This is a genomic window from Ectopseudomonas composti (genome assembly GCF_900115475.1).
GTDB classification, from domain to species: Bacteria; Pseudomonadota; Gammaproteobacteria; order Pseudomonadales; family Pseudomonadaceae; genus Aquipseudomonas; species Aquipseudomonas composti.
Window position 1 is genome coordinate 61,613 of sequence record NZ_FOWP01000014.1, and the last position, 20,291, is coordinate 81,903.

Annotated in this window: 18 protein-coding genes and 1 tRNA gene; 18 read left to right on the forward strand and 1 reads right to left on the reverse strand. The window is 61.6% G+C overall.

The window, feature by feature from the left end; genetic code table 11:
• Window positions 1-73 precede the first annotated feature (73 nt).
• The 11 genes from exaC to BM059_RS21160 all read left to right on the forward strand — a co-directional run bounded on the left by exaC (window position 74) and on the right by BM059_RS21160 (window position 11,767).
• Window positions 74-1,594 carry an acetaldehyde dehydrogenase ExaC gene (gene exaC / locus BM059_RS21110; protein ID WP_074941228.1) on the forward strand — a complete coding sequence of 507 codons (1,521 nt, stop codon included), beginning with the start codon at window positions 74-76 and terminating at the stop codon, window positions 1,592-1,594.
• A gap of 462 nt (window positions 1,595-2,056) precedes the next feature.
• Window positions 2,057-2,128, forward strand: a complete 72-nt coding sequence (gene pqqA, locus BM059_RS21115) for a pyrroloquinoline quinone precursor peptide PqqA (RefSeq protein ID WP_003243383.1) — start codon at window positions 2,057-2,059, stop codon at window positions 2,126-2,128.
• A 47-nt stretch (window positions 2,129-2,175) separates the two neighbouring features.
• Window positions 2,176-3,090: a pyrroloquinoline quinone biosynthesis protein PqqB gene (pqqB, locus tag BM059_RS21120; RefSeq protein ID WP_074941229.1), complete on the forward strand. Its 915-nt coding sequence runs from the start codon at window positions 2,176-2,178 to the stop codon at window positions 3,088-3,090.
• Between the two features lie 98 nt (window positions 3,091-3,188).
• Window positions 3,189-3,941, forward strand: coding sequence for a pyrroloquinoline-quinone synthase PqqC (gene pqqC / locus BM059_RS21125; RefSeq protein ID WP_074941230.1), 753 nt, complete (start codon window positions 3,189-3,191; stop codon window positions 3,939-3,941).
• 85 nt (window positions 3,942-4,026) lie between these two features.
• The gene (gene pqqD, locus BM059_RS21130) at window positions 4,027-4,305 is read left to right on the forward strand and encodes a pyrroloquinoline quinone biosynthesis peptide chaperone PqqD (protein WP_036998380.1); all 279 of its coding nucleotides are present in this window, start codon (window positions 4,027-4,029) and stop codon (window positions 4,303-4,305) included.
• Window positions 4,277-5,431, forward strand: a complete 1,155-nt coding sequence (pqqE, locus tag BM059_RS21135; protein WP_074941231.1) for a pyrroloquinoline quinone biosynthesis protein PqqE — start codon at window positions 4,277-4,279, stop codon at window positions 5,429-5,431. Before pqqD ends, pqqE begins: the two co-directional genes overlap by 29 nt.
• On the forward strand, window positions 5,419-7,392 hold the full coding sequence (locus tag BM059_RS21140; RefSeq protein ID WP_074941232.1) for an alpha/beta hydrolase family protein: 1,974 nt from the start codon (window positions 5,419-5,421) through the stop codon (window positions 7,390-7,392). The genes pqqE and BM059_RS21140 overlap by 13 nt, the downstream gene beginning before the upstream one ends.
• Window positions 7,393-7,469: 77 nt before the next feature.
• On the forward strand, window positions 7,470-8,633 hold the full coding sequence (gene ercA / locus BM059_RS21145) for an alcohol dehydrogenase-like regulatory protein ErcA (protein ID WP_074941233.1): 1,164 nt from the start codon (window positions 7,470-7,472) through the stop codon (window positions 8,631-8,633).
• Window positions 8,617-10,341 (forward strand): hybrid sensor histidine kinase/response regulator, encoded by a 1,725-nt coding sequence (locus BM059_RS21150; RefSeq protein ID WP_074941234.1) that lies wholly within the window; start codon window positions 8,617-8,619, stop codon window positions 10,339-10,341. Before ercA ends, BM059_RS21150 begins: the two co-directional genes overlap by 17 nt.
• A gap of 80 nt (window positions 10,342-10,421) precedes the next feature.
• Window positions 10,422-10,829, forward strand: a complete 408-nt coding sequence (locus tag BM059_RS21155) for a PA2779 family protein (protein ID WP_036998373.1) — start codon at window positions 10,422-10,424, stop codon at window positions 10,827-10,829.
• Window positions 10,814-11,767, forward strand: coding sequence for a PA2778 family cysteine peptidase (locus BM059_RS21160; RefSeq protein WP_394328017.1), 954 nt, complete (start codon window positions 10,814-10,816; stop codon window positions 11,765-11,767). Before BM059_RS21155 ends, BM059_RS21160 begins: the two co-directional genes overlap by 16 nt.
• Window positions 11,768-11,819: 52 nt before the next feature.
• On the opposite strand, the gene BM059_RS21165 is transcribed toward BM059_RS21160, so the two are convergent.
• Entirely contained in the window at window positions 11,820-13,103 is a 1,284-nt protein-coding gene (locus BM059_RS21165; protein ID WP_074941236.1) for an NAD(P)/FAD-dependent oxidoreductase, read from the reverse strand.
• Window positions 13,104-13,286: 183 nt separating this feature from the next.
• On the opposite strand from BM059_RS21165, the gene BM059_RS21170 reads away from it, so the two are divergent.
• The 7 genes from BM059_RS21170 to pheT all read left to right on the forward strand — a co-directional run bounded on the left by BM059_RS21170 (window position 13,287) and on the right by pheT (window position 20,290).
• Window positions 13,287-13,363: transfer RNA gene (locus tag BM059_RS21170), tRNA-Val, on the forward strand.
• A gap of 276 nt (window positions 13,364-13,639) precedes the next feature.
• Window positions 13,640-15,562: a threonine--tRNA ligase gene (gene thrS, locus BM059_RS21175; RefSeq protein WP_074941237.1), complete on the forward strand. Its 1,923-nt coding sequence runs from the start codon at window positions 13,640-13,642 to the stop codon at window positions 15,560-15,562.
• Window positions 15,562-16,113: a translation initiation factor IF-3 gene (infC, locus tag BM059_RS21180; protein WP_169886860.1), complete on the forward strand. Its 552-nt coding sequence runs from the start codon at window positions 15,562-15,564 to the stop codon at window positions 16,111-16,113. Before thrS ends, infC begins: the two co-directional genes overlap by 1 nt.
• A gap of 60 nt (window positions 16,114-16,173) precedes the next feature.
• The gene (rpmI, locus tag BM059_RS21185) at window positions 16,174-16,368 is read left to right on the forward strand and encodes a 50S ribosomal protein L35 (protein WP_003461222.1); all 195 of its coding nucleotides are present in this window, start codon (window positions 16,174-16,176) and stop codon (window positions 16,366-16,368) included.
• Between the two features lie 29 nt (window positions 16,369-16,397).
• Complete coding sequence (gene rplT, locus BM059_RS21190) at window positions 16,398-16,754, forward strand: 50S ribosomal protein L20 (protein ID WP_003461224.1); 357 nt, start codon at window positions 16,398-16,400, stop codon at window positions 16,752-16,754.
• A gap of 96 nt (window positions 16,755-16,850) precedes the next feature.
• Window positions 16,851-17,867 carry a phenylalanine--tRNA ligase subunit alpha gene (pheS, locus tag BM059_RS21195; protein ID WP_036998367.1) on the forward strand — a complete coding sequence of 339 codons (1,017 nt, stop codon included), beginning with the start codon at window positions 16,851-16,853 and terminating at the stop codon, window positions 17,865-17,867.
• 44 nt (window positions 17,868-17,911) lie between these two features.
• Window positions 17,912-20,290: a phenylalanine--tRNA ligase subunit beta gene (gene pheT, locus BM059_RS21200; protein WP_074941238.1), complete on the forward strand. Its 2,379-nt coding sequence runs from the start codon at window positions 17,912-17,914 to the stop codon at window positions 20,288-20,290.
• Window position 20,291 lies beyond the last annotated feature (1 nt).

Here is a 20,291-nt window from a genome sequence, read left to right on the forward strand (position 1 = left end):
GGCTTCCTAAGATCGAACCATGACTCGCTCCCCCGATTGGGAGCGGGCTCCGACAACAAGAGAGGTCAGCATCATGATTTACGCGAATCCGGGTTCTGCAGGCGCCGTCGTTACCCTCAAGCCGCGCTACGGCAACTACATCGGCGGTGAGTTCGTCGCCCCACTGAGTGGCCAGTATTTCACCAACGCCAGCCCGGTCGACGGCTCGGTGATCGCTGAATTTCCCCGCTCCAACGCCGCCGACATCGACAAGGCGCTGGACGCCGCTCACGCCGCCGCCGATGCTTGGGGCAAGACCTCGGTGCAGGAGCGTTCGCACATCCTGCTGAAGATCGCCGACCGCATCGAAGCCAACCTCGAGCTGCTGGCCGTGGCCGAAACCTGGGACAACGGCAAGGCAGTGCGCGAGACGCTGAACGCCGACGTGCCGCTGGCCGCTGATCACTTCCGTTACTTCGCCGGCTGCATCCGCGCTCAGGAAGGCAGCACCGCCGAGATCAACGAAGGCACCGTGGCCTATCACTTCCACGAACCGCTGGGCGTGGTCGGACAGATCATTCCGTGGAACTTCCCGCTGCTGATGGCCGCCTGGAAACTGGCGCCGGCCCTGGCTGCCGGCAACGCCGTGGTGCTCAAACCGGCCGAGCAGACGCCGCTGTCGATCACCCTTTTCGTCGAGCTGATTGGCGATCTGCTGCCACCGGGCGTACTCAACATCGTCCAGGGCTTTGGCCGCGAAGCCGGCGAGTCGCTGGCCACCAGCAAGCGCATCGCCAAGATCGCCTTCACCGGCTCGACCCCGGTGGGTTCGCACATCATGAAGTGCGCTGCCGAGAACATCATCCCGTCCACCGTTGAGCTGGGCGGCAAATCGCCGAACATCTTCTTCGCCGACATCATGAACGCTGAGCCGGCCTTCATCGAGAAAGCCGCCGAAGGCCTGGTGCTGGGCTTCTTCAACCAGGGCGAGGTATGCACCTGCCCGTCGCGCGCCCTGGTGCAGGAGTCGATCTACGACGCCTTCATGGTCGAAGTGCTGAAGAAGGTCAAACAGATCAAACGTGGCAACCCGCTGGACACCGACACCATGGTCGGCGCCCAGGCTTCGCAGCAGCAGTACGACAAGATCCTCAGCTACCTCGAAATCGCTCAGCAGGAGGGCGCCCAGGTGCTCACTGGCGGTGCCGCCGAGCAGCTGCAAGGCGACCTGGCCAGCGGCTATTACATCCAGCCGACGCTGCTCAAGGGTACCAACAAGATGCGCGTGTTCCAGGAGGAAATCTTTGGCCCGGTGATCGGTGTGACCACCTTCAAGGACGAAGCCGAAGCCCTGGCCATCGCCAACGACACCGAGTTCGGCCTGGGTGCCGGCGTGTGGAGTCGCGACATGAACGTCGCCTACCGCATGGGCCGCGCGATCAAGGCTGGCCGCGTATGGACCAACTGCTACCACCTGTACCCGGCTCACGCTGCCTTCGGTGGCTACAAGAAGTCCGGCGTTGGCCGCGAAACCCACAAGATGATGCTCGACCACTACCAGCAAACCAAGAACCTGCTGGTGAGCTACGACATCAATCCGCTGGGCTTCTTCTGATCCACTGACCCGCCGCATGCTTGCTCCGGTGTGCGGCGTTCTTGAGAGCGTAGGGTGCGCGGTGCGCACCGCTTGCCGGTTCCCAACCTCGGGTGCGAAGCGCACCCTGGCAGATGGCACGGCAGATGTTTATCGCGACGCGGCTTCGGCCGCGTTTTTTATTCGCGCCTGTAAAGAAAGCGCGCTGATGCAGCACGCGTCTGACTGGTAGGAGCGGATTTATCCGCGATAGGGCTGGCCCCGAACCCCGTTTCGTAGCCCGGATGCAATCCGGGGATGACCTCGATACTTCCCGGATTTCACCCTGGCTACCAGCTGCTTGCATGCACGTCTGGCAAAGCCCTGCCGTCTACCTACCAATGCCAGCCAAATCTCCTCCCAAAGTACCATTTGGCCGCCTGCCTGGCGGGGGCTTAATGGGGTTGCCGGAATGCCCCGGCTCAATAACAAGAGGACCGCATCATGTGGACTAAACCCGCCTACACCGATCTGCGTATTGGCTTCGAAGTGACAATGTATTTCGCCAACCGTTGATCGCTCCTGGCCCCGGCTCGTCCGGGGCATCCCCGCTGGTGACTTCCATGCATATCCAGATTCTCGGCTCCGCCGCTGGCGGTGGCTTCCCCCAGTGGAACTGCAACTGCCGCAACTGCCGTGGTGTGCGGGCCGGTACGCTGCGGGCGCAGCCGCGCACGCAATCGTCCATCGCCATTTCCGATGACGGCGAGCAGTGGATTCTGTGCAATGCCTCGCCGGACATCCGCGCGCAGATCGAAGCCTTTCCGGCGCTGCAACCGGCGCGCAAGTTGCGTGACACGGCCATCGCCGGCATCGTCCTGCTCGACAGCCAGATCGACCACTGCACCGGCTTGCTGACCCTGCGCGAGGGCTGCCCGCACCAGGTCTGGTGTACCGAGATGGTGCATCAGGACCTGACCAGCGGCTTTCCGCTGTTCAACATGCTCAGCCACTGGAACGGCGGCCTGCAGCACCGCCTGATCGGGCTGGATGCCGAACCCTTCAGCATTCCCGCCTGTCCGGCGCTGAACATCACGGCCATCGCCCTGCGCAGCAGCGCGCCGCCGTATTCGCCGCATCGGGGTAATCCGCACCCGGGCGACAACATCGGTCTGTTCATCGAGGACGGTCGCAGCGGTCGTAGCCTGTTCTACGCCCCCGGTCTCGGCCAGGTGGATGAGCACCTGCTGAGCTGGATGCGCCGCGCCGACTGCCTGCTAGTGGACGGCACGCTGTGGCGCGATGACGAAATGCGCGTGTGCGAGGTCGGCGACAAGCTCGGCAGCGAGATGGGCCACCTGTGCCAGAGCGGCCCGGGCGGCATGATCGAGGTGCTCGATGGTCTGCCATCCGCACGCAAGGTCCTCATTCATATCAACAACACCAACCCGATTCTCGACCTGGATTCGCCCGAGCGCGCCGAGCTGGACGCGCATGGCATCGAGGTCGCGTTCGATGGCATGAGTATCGTTTTGTAGGGTGTGCGGAGCCGCCTAGGCTGTGTGCACCAGCAATTCAGATGGCTAGCATTGGTGCGCACGGCGCACCCTACGGCAATGCGTACCGGAGCGTTCTGATGAGCCAACCTGCCATGACACCTGCCGAATTCGAGCAGGCGCTGCGCGCCAAGGGCGCGCTGTACCACATCTATCACCCCTTTCACCGTGCCATGTACGAAGGGCGTGCCACCCGCGAACAGATCCAGGGCTGGGTGGCCAACCGCTTCTACTATCAGGTCAACATCCCACTCAAGGATGCGGCGATCCTCGCCAACTGCCCGGATCGCGAGACGCGGCGCGAGTGGATTCAGCGCATCCTCGACCATGACGGCGCTCCAGGCGAGGAGGGTGGTATCGAGGCCTGGCTGCGCCTGGCCGAGTCCGTCGGCCTCGACCGCGAGCAAGTGCTGTCGCAGGAGCTGGTGCTGCCTGGCGTGCGTTTCGCTGTCGATGCCTACGTCAATTTCGCTCGCCGCGCCAACTGGCAGGAGGCGGCCAGTAGTTCGCTGACCGAACTGTTCGCCCCGCAGATTCACCAGTCGCGCCTGGATGCCTGGCCGCAGCACTACCCGTGGATCGATGCCACTGGTTACGACTACTTTCGCAAGCGCCTGAAAGAAGCGCGCCGCGACGTCGAGCATGGCCTGCGCATCACCCTTGAGCATTACCGCACTCGTGATGCGCAGGAACGCATGCTGCAGATACTGCAATTCAAGCTGGACGTGCTGTGGAGCATGCTCGACGCCATGAGCATGGCCTATGAGCTGCAGCGCCCGCCGTATCATACCGTGACCGCCGAGCGCGCCTGGCATCGGGGTATAGCCTTATGAATCTCGAGCAAGCGGTGCGCATGGCGCACCCTACAGTTGAGCCCTTTGTAAGGGGCGCCTTGCGCACCCGTCTGGAGTCAGAAGCATGACCGCCGCCATCCTGCCCAATATCCCCATCATCCGCCGCGGCTTTCGCCTGCAATTCGAACCGGCCCAGGGCTGCCATGTGCTGCTCTACCCGGAAGGCATGATCAAGCTCAACGACAGTGCCAGCGAGATTCTCCAGCAGGTCGATGGCAAGCGCTCGGTGGCCGAGATCATCGGCAACCTGCACCAGCGTTTCCCTGACGTGCCGGGTATCGACGAAGACATTCTTGCCTTCATGGAGGTGGCCCATGCTCAGTTCTGGATCGAGCTTCGCTAAGGCAGGTCATGAACCAGGGCCACCGCTGTGGCTGCTGGCCGAGCTGACCTATCGTTGCCCGCTGCAATGCCCGTACTGCTCCAACCCGCTGGATTTCGCCAAGCAGGGCGCCGAGCTGTCGACCGCCGAATGGATCGAGGTATTCCGCCAGGCCCGTGAGCTGGGCGCGGCGCAGCTGGGTTTTTCCGGTGGCGAGCCGCTGGTACGCCAGGACCTGGCCGAGCTGATCAAGGCCGCGCGTGATCTGGGTTATTACACCAACCTGATCACCTCCGGCATCGGCCTGACCGAAGCGCGCATCGCCGAATTCGCCGAGGTCGGGCTCGATCATATCCAGATCAGCTTCCAGGCCGCCGACGAGGAGGTGAACAACCTGCTGGCCGGCTCGAAGAAGGCCTTCGCGCAGAAGTTGGCCATGGCCCGTGCGGTCAAGGCGCACGGCTATCCGATGGTGCTCAACTTCGTCACTCACCGGCACAACATCGACAATATCGAGCGCATCATCGAGCTGTGCCTGGAGCTGGAGGCGGATTTCGTCGAGCTCGCCACCTGCCAGTTCTATGGCTGGGCCGAGCTCAACCGCGCAGGGCTCCTGCCGACCCGCGCGCAGCTTCAACGCGCCGAGCGCATCACCAATCAGTGGCGCGACAAGCTGGCGGCCGAAAACCACCCGTGCAAGCTGATCTTCGTCACCCCGGACTACTACGAGGAGCGTCCTAAGGCCTGCATGAACGGCTGGGGCAACCTGTTCCTCGACATCACCCCGGACGGCACGGCGCTGCCTTGTCACAGTGCGCGACAGCTGCCGGTGCAGTTCCCCAACGTGCGCGAGCACAGCATCGAGCACATCTGGCGGCATTCCTTCGGTTTCAATCGCTTTCGTGGTGACGACTGGATGCCCGAGCCATGCCGCAGCTGTGATGAGAAACACAAGGACTTCGGCGGCTGTCGCTGCCAGGCCTTCATGCTCACCGGCGATGCCAGCAACGCCGACCCGGTGTGCAGCAAGTCGGCGCACCACGGGGTGATTCTCGCTGCGCGGCAGCAGGCCGACGAGGCGCCGCTGGGGCTGGATGCCCTGCAGTACCGCAATGACAAGGCCTCACGAATCATATGCAAGGCGTAGGGTGCGCCGTGCGCACCGATCCTGACGCGATCTGGGGTGCCGAGCAGGCCGCGGCCGCCAGCGCCGACTTCGCTGAACTGCACGCTGCCCATGGCGGCGTGCTGTGGGTGGCGTTCGATCCGCTGCTGGCGCGTTGCGGATTGTTCTTCTGCCTCGATGGTGTCTTGGCTGAGCTTACGCCGCCGGGGTTCTCCGTGCGTAGCCGCGTCTGCGAGTACGGCGGCGGCGCCTGCTGTGCCACGGAACAGGGCGCGGCGTTCGTCAATGAAAACGATCAGCAGGTTTACCATCTGGCGATTGCGTGTAGTTCCGTAGGAGCGGCTTCAGCCGCGATTTCTCTTGAATCACCAAGATTCGCGGCTGAAGCGGAATGCCGCCCAGCCGCTCCTACGAGCAATGAGCCGCAGGCGCTGACGGCTGGCGTCAACTGCCGTTATGGCGACCTGTCCTTCGTGTCCGCCTGGCAGGCGCTGTTGGCTGTAGAGGAAAGCCATGAAGGCGGCGCGGTAGTGCATCGTCTGGTACGCATCGGCCTCACCGGCAAGCGCGATGTGCTGGTGGAGGGCGCCGATTTCTACGCGGCGCCAGTGGCAGACCCCACTGGCCAGCGTCTGGCCTGGATCGAATGGGATCGTCCGTATCAACCCTGGGTCGCCACGCGTCTGTGTCAGCGTGAATCGGGTGAGCGCAGCCTTGTGCTGGCCGGGCAGGACGGCGATCAATCACTGCAGCAGCCACGTTTCGATGCGCAGGGCCGACTGTGGGTGTTGAGTGACCAGGCTGGTTGGTGGCAGCCCGCGTGTGTCGATGACGACCTGAAGCGCGATGCCGCCCCCGGCGATCACGCACCGGCGCCCTGGCAGCTGGGCGGCCGCACCTACCTGCCGCTGCAGCATGATGAGCTGCTGCTGACGCGTTTCGAGGAGGGTGTTGGCGTTCTCGTAGGGTGCGCTGCGCGCACCGATTCTCTTGCCGCCGAGACCGCTGGTGCGCATGGCGCACCCCATGGTGGGCCAAGCACAGAACGGCGACTGGCTGAAGGCTTTACCCGTTTCCGTAGCCTGGCCGCGGATGTCGAGCACTTCTACTGCATCGCTGGCGCGCCGGATCGTCTGCCGGCGGTGCTTGCCATTCGCCGAAGCGATGGAACCGTGCGGATACTCGCCGGTGGCGAGCAGCCCTTGCCTGAAGAACAGCTATCACGGCCTCAGCCCTTCAGCTGCACGGTGGGTGAGGGCGAACGCAGCCACGGTTTTTTCTACCCGCCCGTTTCAACCTGCGAGTGCCCACCGCTGCTGATCTTCCTGCACGGCGGCCCAACTTCGGCCTGCTACCCGGTGTTCGACCCGCGTATCGCCTTCTGGACGCTACGCGGCTTCGCCGTGCTCGACCTCAACTACCGTGGCAGCAGTGGCTACGGTCGCGCCTATCGTTTGCGCTTGGCTGGCCAGTGGGGCGAGTTGGAGGTGGAGGACATTCGCGTCGCCATCGACACGTTGGCGCGCGAGGAGCGTATCGATGCGCAGCGCGTGTTCGTGCGCGGTGGCAGCGCCGGCGGCTTCAGTGCGCTGCGGGCATTGGTCGAACTGCCGCAATTGCGCGGTGGTGCCAGCCTCTACGGCGTCAGTGACCCGCTGGCGCTGGGTCGGCTGACCCACAAGTTCGAGGCGGATTATCTAGGCTGGCTGATCGGCGACCCGGAGCAGGATGCCCAGCGCTACCGGGATCGCACGCCTCTGTTGCAGGCCGAACGGATCAGGGCGCCGGTGATTTTCTTTCAGGGCGCGCTGGATGTCGTGGTGGTACCGAGCCAGACCGAAAGCATGGTCGAGGCGCTGCGCCTGCGTGGTTTGCCGGTGGAATATCAGCTGTTCGCCGAAGAACGCCATGGTTTCCGTCAGGCGCCCAACCTGGCTGAGGCACTGCGGGCCGAGCATGCCTTCTTTCAGCGCCTGAGCTGATCGCAGGTCGCATTGCATTAACCCGGCAATGCAGTAGGCTGATCGCCATTCCATAACAAGAAATTTCAGGCCGTTGTATGAGCCACGATTTGAGTCAGCTGCGAAAATTCGTTTCCCCCGAAATTATCTTCGGCGCCGGCTCCCGGCATAACGTCGGTAACTACGCCAAGACCTTCGGTGCGCGCAAGGTGCTGATCGTCTCCGATCCCGGTGTGGTCGCCGCCGGCTGGGCCGGCGATGTCGAGGTCAGTCTGCAGGCGCAGGGCATCGCTTATTGCCTGTACACCAGGGTATCGCCCAACCCGCGCGTGGAAGAGGTGATGGAAGGGGCCGAGCTTTACCGCAGCGAAGGTTGCAACGTCATCGTCGCCGTCGGCGGCGGCAGCCCGATGGATTGCGCCAAGGGCATTGGCATCGTCGTCGCCCATGGTCGCAGCATTCTCGAATTCGAGGGTGTGGACACCATTCGCGTGCCGAGCCCGCCGCTGATACTGATTCCGACCACCGCCGGCACCTCGGCCGACGTGTCACAGTTCGTGATTATCTCCAACCAGCAGGAGCGGATGAAGTTCTCCATCGTCAGCAAGGCGGTGGTGCCGGACGTGTCGCTGATCGATCCGGAAACCACCCTGAGCATGGACCCGTTCCTCAGTGCCTGTACCGGCATCGACGCTCTGGTGCATGCCATCGAGGCGTTCGTGTCCACCGGCAACGGCCCGCTCACCGACCCGCATGCGCTGGAGGCCATGCGCCTGATCAACGGCAACCTGGTGCAGATGATCGCCAACCCGGCCGACATCGCCCTGCGCGAGAAGATCATGCTCGGCAGCATGCAGGCCGGCCTGGCGTTCTCCAACGCAATTCTTGGTGCGGTGCATGCCATGAGCCACAGCCTGGGCGGCTTTCTCGATCTGCCGCACGGTCTGTGCAACGCCGTACTGGTCGAGCACGTGGTGGCGTTCAACTACAGCGCGGCGCCGGAGCGTTTCAAGGTCATCGCCGAAACCCTCGGCATCGACTGCCGTGGGCTCAACCACGCACAGATTCGCCAGCGCCTGGTCGAGCACCTGATCGCCTTCAAGCACGCCATGGGTTTCCGCGAGACGCTAAGCCTGCATGGTGTCAGCACCTCGGACATTCCGTTTTTGTCCAGCCATGCCATGGACGACCCGTGCATCCTCACCAACCCGCGCGAGTCGACCCAGCGTGACGTCGAGGTGGTGTATGGCGAGGCGCTCTGACGAAGCGCTGGCTGGGCTGCTAGGTCTTGGCAGCCAGTCTGCGCGCAAGAGCCACTACCCCGAGCTGCTGACGCGCCTGGAAGAGCTGGAAACCGAGCGCAACCGCTACAAATGGCTGTTCGAGCACGCGGTGCACGGCATCTTCCAGGCCAGTCTGCAGGACGGTGTGCTGGCGGCCAATCCAGCAATGGCGCGCATGCTCGGTTATGACGACCCGCAGCAGGTGCTGTGGTCGCTGGGCGATCTGGCCCGGCACCTGTTCGTGGGCGGCTTCGACGAGCTGGAAGTGATTCGCCAGCGACTGAGCCAGGGCCAGGCCCTGCTCGGCTACGAGACGCGCCTGCGGCGGCGCGATGGCAGCACAATCGACGTGCTGATGAACCTGCTGCTCAAGCCCGAAGGCGAGGGCGTCTTCGAAGGCTTCGTCGCCGACATCACCGAGCGCAAGCAGGCGCAGCAGCGCCTGCAACAACTCAACGACGAACTGGAGCGCCGCGTTGCAGCGCGCACCTACGAGCTGCTCGAATCCAACCGCAACCTGCAGCGGCAGATCGAGGAGCGTGAGCGCATCGAACTGGCCCTGCGCGAGGCACGCGACGCTGCCGAGGCGGCCAACCGCAGCAAGGACAAGTACCTGGCCGCAGCCAGTCACGACCTGCTGCAGCCACTCAACGCAGCGCGATTGCTGATCTCAACCTTGCGTGAGCGTGAATTGCCGAGCGCCGAACACAACCTGGTCGAGCGCAGCCACCTGGCGCTGGAGGGCGCCGAAGACCTACTCGCCGACCTGCTGGACATCTCCAAGCTGGATCAGGCGGCGATCAAGCCAGATGTCGATGTCTATCGCCTCGAAGAGCTGCTGGCGCCACTGGCGTCCGAGTTCGACAGCGTCGCCAGCGCCAGTGACCTGCGTCTGCGCGTGCGTATCGCCGACTACGCGGTGCACACCGATTTCCGCTTGCTGACGCGTATCCTGCGCAATTTCCTCAGCAATGCCTGCCGTTACACCGAGCGCGGTGGTGTACTGCTCGGCGCGCGGCGCCGTGGCGATTTCGTCGAGCTGCAGGTATGGGACAGTGGTCGGGGCATCGCGGTGGATCAAATGGACAAGATTTTCCTCGAGTTCAATCAACTGGAGGTCGGGCGTGCCGCTGAGCGCAAGGGCGTTGGCCTGGGCCTCGCCATCGTCGAGCGCATCGCGCGCATGCTGGGTTATCCGGTGCAGGTGCGTTCGCAGCCAGGGCGCGGCTCGGTGTTCAGCATTCGCGTGCCACTGGCGCAGGCCAGGCCGCAGCGCCAGGTGCCGTCCGTGGCGCAAGCGGTTCTCGGCAACCCCTTGCCGGGCCGGCGGCTGCTGGTGATCGACAACGAAGTGGACATCCTGCACAGCATGGACGCGTTGCTCGGGCAGTGGGGTTGCGAGGTGGTGACGGCTGTCGATCTCCCCGAGGCGCTGCAGCGCCTGCAGGGCAGGGCGCCGGAGGTGATCCTGGCGGATTTTCACCTCGATCACGGGGTGCTCGGTTGTCAGGTGATCCAGCAGTTGCGTGAAGAATTTTCCCGGCCGATTCCGGCGTTGATCATCAGCGCCGATCGCAGTGATGCTTGCCGACGCGAGCTGCAAGCGCTGGGTGCGCCGCTGCTGAACAAACCAGTCAAGCCGAACAAGCTGCGTGCGGTGCTCAGCCAGCTTCTGATGGAAACGTGAACATGCGCAGACTGGCGGAGTGAACCTGAGCGATTTGGATGCTGTCTATTGGCTACCTCGTCCCTCAGGAGATAACCACAATGACAATTTCCATGAACCCCGTTATGCGCCGTCTGGCAGCCATTACCGCGCTGTTTCACCTGCTGCTGGTGGTACAGATTCCTGCTGCGAATGCGGCGATGGTCGGCACCCACGAGGTGATCGCTGAGCAGCAGCACAAGGTGGATCAGGAGCAGTTGATGGCCATGCTCGATGACGAGCAGGTGAAGGAGAAACTGGTGTCGATGGGCGTCGACCGTGATCAGGTCGAATCGCGTATCGCCAGCCTGACCCCGGCCGAACTGGCGCAGTTCAACCAGCAGCTGGATCAGGCGCCTGCCGGTGCGGGTGTGGTCGGTATCATCGTGTTGTTTCTGGTGATCTTCATCATCACTGATATGCTGTGCGCCACCAACATCTTCAGTTTCGTTAAATGCATAAATCGCTGATTCGCCTCTGCTGTATTGCATCGATCGTTCTACTCACAGCCTGCGCTCGCTCCCCGGTGTTATCACCGGTGGGCGAGCGTTTGCCTGAGCGGGTGGAACTCACCGACGTTCCCTTCTTTCCTCAGAACGCCTACCAGTGCGGACCGGCGGCCTTGGCGACCATGCTCAATCAGCGTGGTGTGCTGACCACACCCGGTGCGCTCAAGGACAAGGTCTACATCCCCAGCCGTGAAGGCAGCCTGCAGGTCGAGATGGTCGCCGCCGCACGCAATCACGAAATGCTGGTGTATCCGCTGCAGCCGCGCCTGGAGGCCGTACTGGCCGAGGTCGCAGCCGGCAACCCGGTGCTGGTGCTGCAGAACCTGGCGTTTGACTGGTACCCGCAGTGGCACTTCGCGGTGGTGGTGGGTTACGACCGTCGCGAGCGCACGCTGATTCTGCGCTCAGCCACCACGCGCAGGCTTGAAGACAGCTTCAACAGCTTCGATAGAACCTGGGCACGCGGTGGTCGTTGGGCGGTGGTGACCCTGCCACCGGAGCGCCTGCCGGCGCAGGCAGACATGCATGTCTGGATGAAGGCTGCCAACGACCTCGAGCAAACCGGCAATGCCCAGCCGGCAAGGCGAGCCTATCGCCGCGCCGCCGAGGCCTGGCCGGAACAGGCGCTGCCCTGGTTCGCCCTGAGTAACAGCCGCTATGCCGATGGTGATCGCAAGGGCGCCGAGCAGGCATTGCGTGAGAGCATCAAGCGTGAGCCGGATTTCGCCGCCGGTTGGTTCAACCTGTCGCAAGTGCTGGGGGAGCAGGGTTGTGCTTCTGCGGCGCAGCAGGCTCAGGCCTGTGCGCAGCGTCTTGCGCCGGAGGATTCGCGATTCGCCGTGCCGCCCAAGGCCAGTGGCTCTGGCGGGCAGTGTCAGGCCTTGTCGGTCTGCCCATGATGCACATGAAAACGGCGCCCGAGGGCGCCGTTTTCATTGATCTGCAGGATGATCACACGCCAAGTTTGTCGCGCAGCGTGTAGTACCAGGCACCGAGGGCGCTGAACGGTACCTGAAACATCCGACCGCCTGGGAAGGGGTAGTGTGGCAACCCGGCGAAAGCATCGAAACGCTCGGCCTGGCCGCGCAGCGCCTCGGCCAACACCTTGCCTGCCAGGTGCGTGTAGGTTACGCCATGGCCGCTGCAGCCTTGCGAGTAATAGATGTTGTCGCCGATGCGACCCACCTGCGGCAGACGCGACAGCGTCAGCAGGAAGTTACCGGTCCAGGCGAAGTCGATTTTTACGTCCTTCAATTGCGGGAAGGTCTTGAGCATCTTCGGCCGGATGATCGCTTCGATGTTGGCCGGGTCGCGGGCGCCGTAGACCACGCCACCGCCGTAGATCAGGCGCTTGTCGCCGGTGAGGCGGTAGTAATCGAGCAGGTAGTTGCAGTCTTCGACGCAGTAGTCCTGCGGCAACAGGCTGGCTGCGACTTCGTTGGACAGCGGCTCGGTGGTGATCACCTGCGTGCCGCACGGCATCGACTTGGCCGCCAGTTCCGGCACCAGGTTACCCAGGTAGGCGTTACCCGCGACCACCACGAACTTGGCCTTGAGGCGGCCTTCCGGGGTGTGCACCACCGGGTTGGCGCCGCGCTCGATGCGGATAGCGGGGGACTGTTCATAGATCACGCCGCCGAGTGATTCCACCGCAGCGGCTTCGCCCAGGGCCAGGTTCAGCGGATGTATATGGCCACCGCTCATGTCCAGCATGCCGCCGATGTAGTTCTCGCTGGCAACGACTTCACGGATACGTTTGGCGTCCAGCAGTTCCAGCTGGTTGTGACCGTAGCGCTCCCACAGTTTCTTTTGCGATTCCAGGTGACCCATCTGCTTGGCGGTCAGCGCGGCGAACACGCCGCCATCCTTCAGGTCGCACTGAATGTCGTACTTGGCGATGCGCTCACGAATGATGCGGCCGCCCTCGAAGGCCATCTGCCCAAGCAGCTGTGCCTGCTTGGGGCCGACCGTGCGCTCGATCACGTCGATGTCGCGGCTGTAGCTGTTGACGATCTGTCCGCCGTTGCGACCGGAAGCACCGAAGCCGACCTTGGCCGCTTCGACGATGCTTACCTTGAAACCGTTTTCCAGCAGAAATAGTGCCGTGGACAGGCCGGTGTAACCCGCGCCGATGATGCACACATCGGTTTCCACTTCGCCTTGCAGGGCAGGGCGTTGTGGGACGGGGTTGGCTGAGGCGGCGTAATAGGATTGTGGATATGCCGTGTGCGCCATATTGAACCTCTGTTCTTTATTTTTTACGAATGATTCGATGCTACCTGAGTTGAAAATAGCCGGCTAGTGCCCGTGCAAAATATTCAACGATCCGGTTTCGATAAAAAATTGGCCTATTTCAGTGAGTTAGCGAAAAAATCTGTTGACGGCCAAAAAGATCTGCGTAGAATGCGCACCCATCGAAGGCACATAGCTCAGTTGGTTAGAGCACCACCTTGACATGGTGGGGGTCGTTGGTTCGAGTCCAATTGTGCCTACCAAATCGATAAAAAGGGGTCGCTAAGCGACCCCTTTTTTATTGCCCGATTTTGTTGGGTGAATATGCGTCAGGTTTTGCTTGTTTGTGTCTAGCGGCGGCTTGTCAGGGCTCAGGCTTTCTGAAAGCATCCGCACTCTTTACTTCCAGTGACTCTGGTTCGGTCTGGTTGGCCTTCGGGCTCCTGCCATCGTTAGGTGGGTATACCGCTGAATCGCTTCCTGGCTCATCCCAACCCACGTGACCTTTGGTAGGGGTCACCACTAGGAGAGGAGGCGCCATGCCCATCATTACTCTTCCCGACGGTAGTCAGCGTTCGTTCGATCATCCGGTATCCGTGCTGGAGGTCGCTCAATCCATTGGTGCGGGCCTGGCCAAGGCCACCCTGGCTGGCAAGGTCGATGGCAGGCAGGTCGATGCCTGTGACGTGATCGATGCCGATGCCACCTTGCAGATCATCACGCCGAAGGACGAAGAGGGGCTGGAAATCATCCGTCACTCCTGTGCTCACCTGGTTGGGCATGCCGTCAAGCAACTGTATCCGAATGCCAAGATGGTGATCGGTCCGGTCATTGACGAAGGCTTCTATTACGACATCGCCATCGACCGCCCCTTCACGCCGGAAGATATGGCGGCCATCGAGAAGCGCATGGCCGAATTGATCGAGAAGGACTACGACGTCATCAAGAAGATGACGCCGCGTGCTGAGGTCATCGAGCTGTTCAAATCGCGTGGCGAGGAATACAAGCTGCGTCTGATTGACGACATGCCGGACGAAGCGGCCATGGGCCTGTATTTCCATGAGGAATACGTCGACATGTGCCGCGGCCCGCATGTGCCGAATACTCGCTTCCTCAAGGCGTTCAAGCTGACCCGTATTTCCGGTGCCTACTGGCGTGGCGACTCGAAGAACGAGCAGCTGCAGCGCATTTACGGTACCGCCTGGGCGGACAAGAAGCAGCTGGCTGCCTATATCCAGCGCATCGAAGAGGCCGAGAAGCGCGACCACCGCCGCATCGGCAAGCAGCTGGATCTGTTCCACCTGCAGGAAGAAGCACCGGGTATGGTCTTCTGGCACCCCAATGGCTGGACTGTTTACCAGGTGTTGGAGCAGTACATGCGCCAGGTGCAGCGTGAGAACGGCTACGTTGAGGTGCGCACGCCACAGGTGGTCGACCGCATCCTGTGGGAGCGCTCCGGGCACTGGTCCAACTACGCCGAGAACATGTTCACCACGGCTTCGGAAAACCGCGACTACGCCGTGAAACCGATGAACTGCCCGTGCCACGTGCAGATCTTCAATCAGGGGCTGAAGTCCTACCGCGACCTGCCGCTGCGCTTGGCCGAGTTCGGTGCCTGCCACCGCAACGAGCCGTCCGGTGCGCTGCACGGCATCATGCGTGTGCGTGGCTTCGTGCAGGATGATGCGCACATCTTCTGCACTGAAGATCAGGTGAAGAAGGAAGCGGCCGACTTTATTAAGCTGACTCTGCAGGTCTATGCAGACTTCGGTTTCAGCGATATCGCCATGAAGCTGTCGACTCGTCCCGCCAAGCGCGTGGGCTCTGATGAGCTGTGGGATCGCGCCGAGAGCGCGCTGGCCGAGGCGCTGAACGAATCCGGCCTGGCCTGGGAATATCAACCGGGCGAGGGTGCTTTCTACGGTCCGAAGATCGAGTTCACCCTGCGTGACTGCCTGGGCCGTAACTGGCAGTGCGGCACGCTGCAGTACGACCCGAACCTACCTGAGCGTCTGGATGCCAGCTACATCGCCGAAGACAATAATCGCAAGCGCCCGGTCATGTTGCACCGTGCGATCCTCGGTTCGTTCGAGCGTTTCATCGGTATGCTGATCGAGCATTACGCTGGGTCTTTCCCTGCTTGGCTCGCTCCAACCCAGGCGGTGATCATGAATATCACCGATAAGCAGGCCGATTTTGCCCGTGAAGTCGAGAAAACTCTCAATCAAAGCGGTTTTCGTGCCAAGGTTGACTTGAGAAACGAAAAGATCGGCTTTAAAATCCGCGAGCATACCTTGCTCAAGGTTCCCTATCTCTTGGTTATTGGAGATCGGGAGGTCGAGACTCGATCCGTTGCTGTCCGTACTCGTGAAGGCGTCGATTTGGGCTCTCTGCCCATCGAGCAGTTCGCCGCACAGTTGCAGCAAGCGGTTTCCCGGCGTGGTCGCCAAGATTTGGAGTAATAACTATTAAGCGTGAAATGAGACAGGACAAGCGGGCCGCCCCTAAGGCGCCGATCAATGAAAACATCACCGCTCGTGAAGTGCGCCTGATTGGCGCAGACGGCGAGCAGGTCGGTATCGTTTCGATCGATGAGGCATTGCGCGTGGCTGAAGAAGCCAAGCTGGATCTGGTAGAGATCTCTGCTGACGCGCTGCCGCCAGTTTGCCGCATCATGGACTACGGCAAGCACCTGTTCGAGAAGAAGAAGCAGGCTGCTATTGCCAAGAAGAACCAGCACCAGCAGCAGATTAAAGAAATCAAGTTTCGTCCAGGGACGGAAGATGGGGATTACCAGGTAAAACTACGCAACCTGGTACGTTTCCTTGAAGACGGGGACAAGGCCAAGGTATCTCTGAGATTCCGCGGTCGTGAGATGGCTCACCAGGAACTGGGTATGGAGCTGTTGAAGCGGGTCGAAGCTGACCTCGCTGAAATCGGCACCGTAGAACAGCATCCTAAGCTGGAAGGACGCCAGCTGATGATGGTCATCGCACCCAAGAAGCGTAAATAATCTACCGGGCACTGGCAGGCCTGATGGTTATCAGTTGTTAATGAATGCGGAGTACAAAACATGCCAAAAATGAAAACCAAGAGCGGTGCTGCGAAGCGCTTCCTGAAGACTGCTACAGGCTTCAAGCACAAGCACGCTTTCAAGAGCCACATCCTGACCAAGATGTCCACGAAACGTAAGCGCCAGCTGCGTGGCAGCTCGCTGATCGGTCCGTCGGACAAAGCTAAAGTCGAGCGCATGCTGCGCGTTCGTTAATCGGTCAAGATACTTAGAGGTAATTACTCATGGCTCGTGTTAAGCGTGGCGTTATCGCTCGTGCTCGTCACAAAAAGATTCTGAAACTGGCTAAAGGCTACTACGGCGCTCGTTCGCGCGTGTTCCGTGTTGCCAAGCAGGCTGTCATCAAGGCTGGTCAATATGCCTACCGTGACCGTCGTCAGAAAAAACGTCAGTTCCGCGCACTGTGGATCGCTCGTATCAACGCTGGTGCTCGCGTCAACGGTCTGTCCTACAGCCGTCTGATCGCTGGCCTGAAGAAAGCGTCGATCGAAATCGACCGTAAGGTTCTGGCTGATCTGGCAGTGAACGAAAAAGCGGCGTTTGCTGCGATTGTCGAGAAAGCTAAGGCCGTTCTGGCTTAAGTCCCCCGACAATCACCGGGCTCGCCCGGTGGCAACGTCAAAGATAGGGGAAGAGCCTTAACAGCTCTTCCCCTATTTCGTATCTGGAGTCTGTAAATGGAAAATCTGGATGCATTGGTCTCGCAAGCGCTTGAGGCCGTGCAACGAAGTGAAGATGTCAATGCCCTGGAACAGCTCCGGGTTCAGTACCTTGGCAAGAAAGGCGAACTGACCGCCCTGATGCAGACTCTGGGCAAGCTGTCGGCCGAAGAGCGTCCACAGGCTGGCGCCTTGATCAACACTGCCAAGAATCAGGTGCAAGACGCCCTGAATGCCCGCAAATCCGTGCTTGAGCAGGCCTTGCTCGCCGAGAAGCTGGCGTCTGAGCGTATCGACGTGACCCTGCCTGGCCGTGGTCAGGCCTCTGGCGGTCTGCACCCTGTCACCCGCACGCTCGAGCGTGTCGAGCAGTTCTTCACCCATATTGGTTTCAGCGTTGCCGAGGGTCCGGAAGTCGAAGACGACTACCACAACTTCGAAGCGCTCAACATCCCCGGCCACCACCCGGCACGGGCGATGCACGACACCTTTTATTTCAATGCGAACATGCTGCTGCGCACCCACACCTCGCCGGTTCAGGTGCGCACCATGGAATCGCAGCAGCCGCCGATCCGCATCGTCTGCCCCGGCCGCGTCTATCGCTGCGACTCCGATATCACTCACTCGCCGATGTTCCATCAGGTCGAAGGCCTGTTGGTCGACGAGGACATCAGCTTCGCCGACCTCAAGGGCACCATCGAGGAATTCCTGCGGGTGTTCTTCGAGAAGCCACTGGGCGTGCGTTTCCGTCCGTCCTTCTTCCCCTTCACCGAGCCGTCGGCCGAAGTCGACATGCAGTGCGTGATGTGCTCCGGCAAGGGCTGCCGCGTGTGCAAGCAGACTGGCTGGCTGGAAGTGATGGGCTGCGGCATGGTGCATCCGAACGTGCTGCGCATGAGCGGCATCGACCCGGAAAAATACTCCGGTTTCGCCTTTGGCATGGGCGTCGAACGCCTGGCCATGCTGCGTTATGGCGTCAACGACTTGCGCCTGTTCTTCGATAACGACCTGCGGTTCCTGGCGCAATTTCGCTAGCAGCCGCCCCTCGTGATCGAATTCGTTTAAGGAGAACAGACAACATGAAATTCAGTGAACAGTGGCTGCGCAACTGGGTGAATCCCGATGTATCCCGTGAGGATCTGGTCGCGCGCCTGTCCATGGTCGGCCTCGAAGTCGACGCGGTACAGCCGGTGGCCGGTGCCTTCAGTGGCATCGTGGTCGGTGAGATCCTCAGTGCCGAACAACACCCTGACGCCGACAAGCTGCGTGTGTGTCAGGTGAGCAACGGTGCCGAGACCTTCCAGGTCGTCTGCGGTGCGCCCAATGCCCGCGCCGGCATCAAGATTCCGTTCGCCATGATTGGTGCCGAGCTGCCGGGCGACTTCAAGATCAAGAAGGCCAAGCTGCGCGGCGTAGAGTCCCAGGGCATGCTGTGCTCGGCTTCCGAACTGCAGATTAGCGAAGACAACAGCGGCCTGATGGAGCTGGCGGCCGATGCACCAGTGGGCAGCGATATTCGCGCTTACCTGCAACTGGACGATGCCAGCATAGAGATTGGCCTGACCCCAAATCGTGGCGACTGCCTGTCGCTGGCTGGTCTTGCCCGCGAAGTTGGTGCCATGTACAGCGCTGCCGTTTCGCCAGTCGCTATCGAAGCCGTTGCGCCCGCGCATGACGAAGTGCGTCCGGTCGACGTACTGGCCCCCAAGGCCTGCCCGCGTTATCTGGGCCGAGTTGTACGCAACGTCGACCTGTCTCGTCCGACTCCGCTGTGGATGGTCGAGCGCCTGCGTCGTTCCGATATCCGCAGTATCGATGCGGCGGTGGACATCACCAACTACGTGATGCTCGAGCTGGGTCAGCCGATGCACGCCTTTGACCTCGCCGAGATCAATGGCGGCATTCGTGTGCGCATGGCGGAAGAGGGCGAGAAACTGGTGCTGCTCGACGGCCAGGAAGCCAGCTTGCGTGCCGACACCCTGGTTATCGCTGATCACAGTCGTGCTCTGGCCATCGCCGGTGTCATGGGTGGTGAGCGCAGTGGCGTGAATGACAAGACGCGCGACCTGTTCCTGGAAAGCGCCTTCTTCGACAACATCGCTGTTGCTGGTAAGGCTCGTTCCTACGGTTTGCATACCGATGCCTCGCATCGCTTCGAGCGCGGTGTGGACTCGCAACTGGCGCGCAGGGCGATGGAGCGCGCTACTGCGCTGCTGCTGGAGATCGTCGGCGGCGAAGCCGGGCCGATCATCGAGGCCTGCAGCGAGGCTGATCTGCCCGTTGTGGCGCCGATCACCCTGCGTGCCGAGCGCATCAGTCAGATGCTGGGTATGGAGATGGACAGCGCCGAAGTCGAGCGCCTGCTCACTGCGCTGGGCCTGAGCGTTACCGCCCAGGGCGACGCTCAGTGGCTGGTCAAGGTGCCGAGCCATCGCTTCGATATCAGCCTGGAAGTGGATCTGATCGAAGAGCTGGGCCGCCTTTACGGCTACAACCGCCTGCCAGTGCGCTACCCGCAAGCTCGCCTGGCGCCGCAGACCAAGGCCGAGGCGCGTGCCGAACTGCCTGCGCTGCGCCGGCTGCTGGTCGCCCGTGGTTATCAGGAAGCGATCACCTACAGCTTCATTGATCCCAAGCTGTTCGAGCTGTTCACCCCAGGCGTCGAGCCGCTGCAACTGGCCAACCCGATTTCTGCCGACATGGCTGCCATGCGTTCCTCGCTATGGCCGGGCCTGGTCAAGGCGCTGCAGCACAACCTCAACCGTCAGCAGTCGCGCGTGCGTCTGTTCGAGGGTGGTCTGCGCTTCGTGGGTCAGTTGGACGGCCTGCAGCAGGAAGCCATGCTCGCTGGTGTGATCACTGGCGGCCGCCTCCCTGAAGGCTGGGCCAACAGTCGCGATAACGTCGACTTCTATGACCTGAAGGCTGATGTCGAAGCGTTGCTGGGCTATGCCGGTGCAGCCGATGCCTTCAGCTTCGTGCCGGGCGAGCATCCTGCTCTGCATCCGGGTCAGACTGCTCGCATCGAGCGGGAAGGGCGCCTGGTCGGCTTCATCGGTGCCTTGCATCCAGAACTTGCCAAAACTCTGGACCTGGATCAGCCAGTGTTCCTTTTTGAGCTGGTGCTGGCCGAAGTAGTTGCTGGCCGCATGCCTGCATTCAGCGAATTGTCGCGCTTCCCTGAAGTGCGTCGTGACCTGGCGTTGCTGGTTGATCGCGAGCAGCCTGCCGAGGCTGTGATGGGAGCAATCCGTGAAACAGCGGGCGAATGGCTGACAGACCTCAAGCTATTTGACGTCTATCACGGTAAAGGCATTGATCCGCTTAGAAAAAGCCTTGCCGTCGGCTTGACCTGGCAACATCCATCGCGCACTCTTAATGACGATGAGGTGAGTACTACTACGCAAAACATCCTCACCTGCCTCGAACAAAGGTTCAACGCCACGTTAAGGAAGTAGC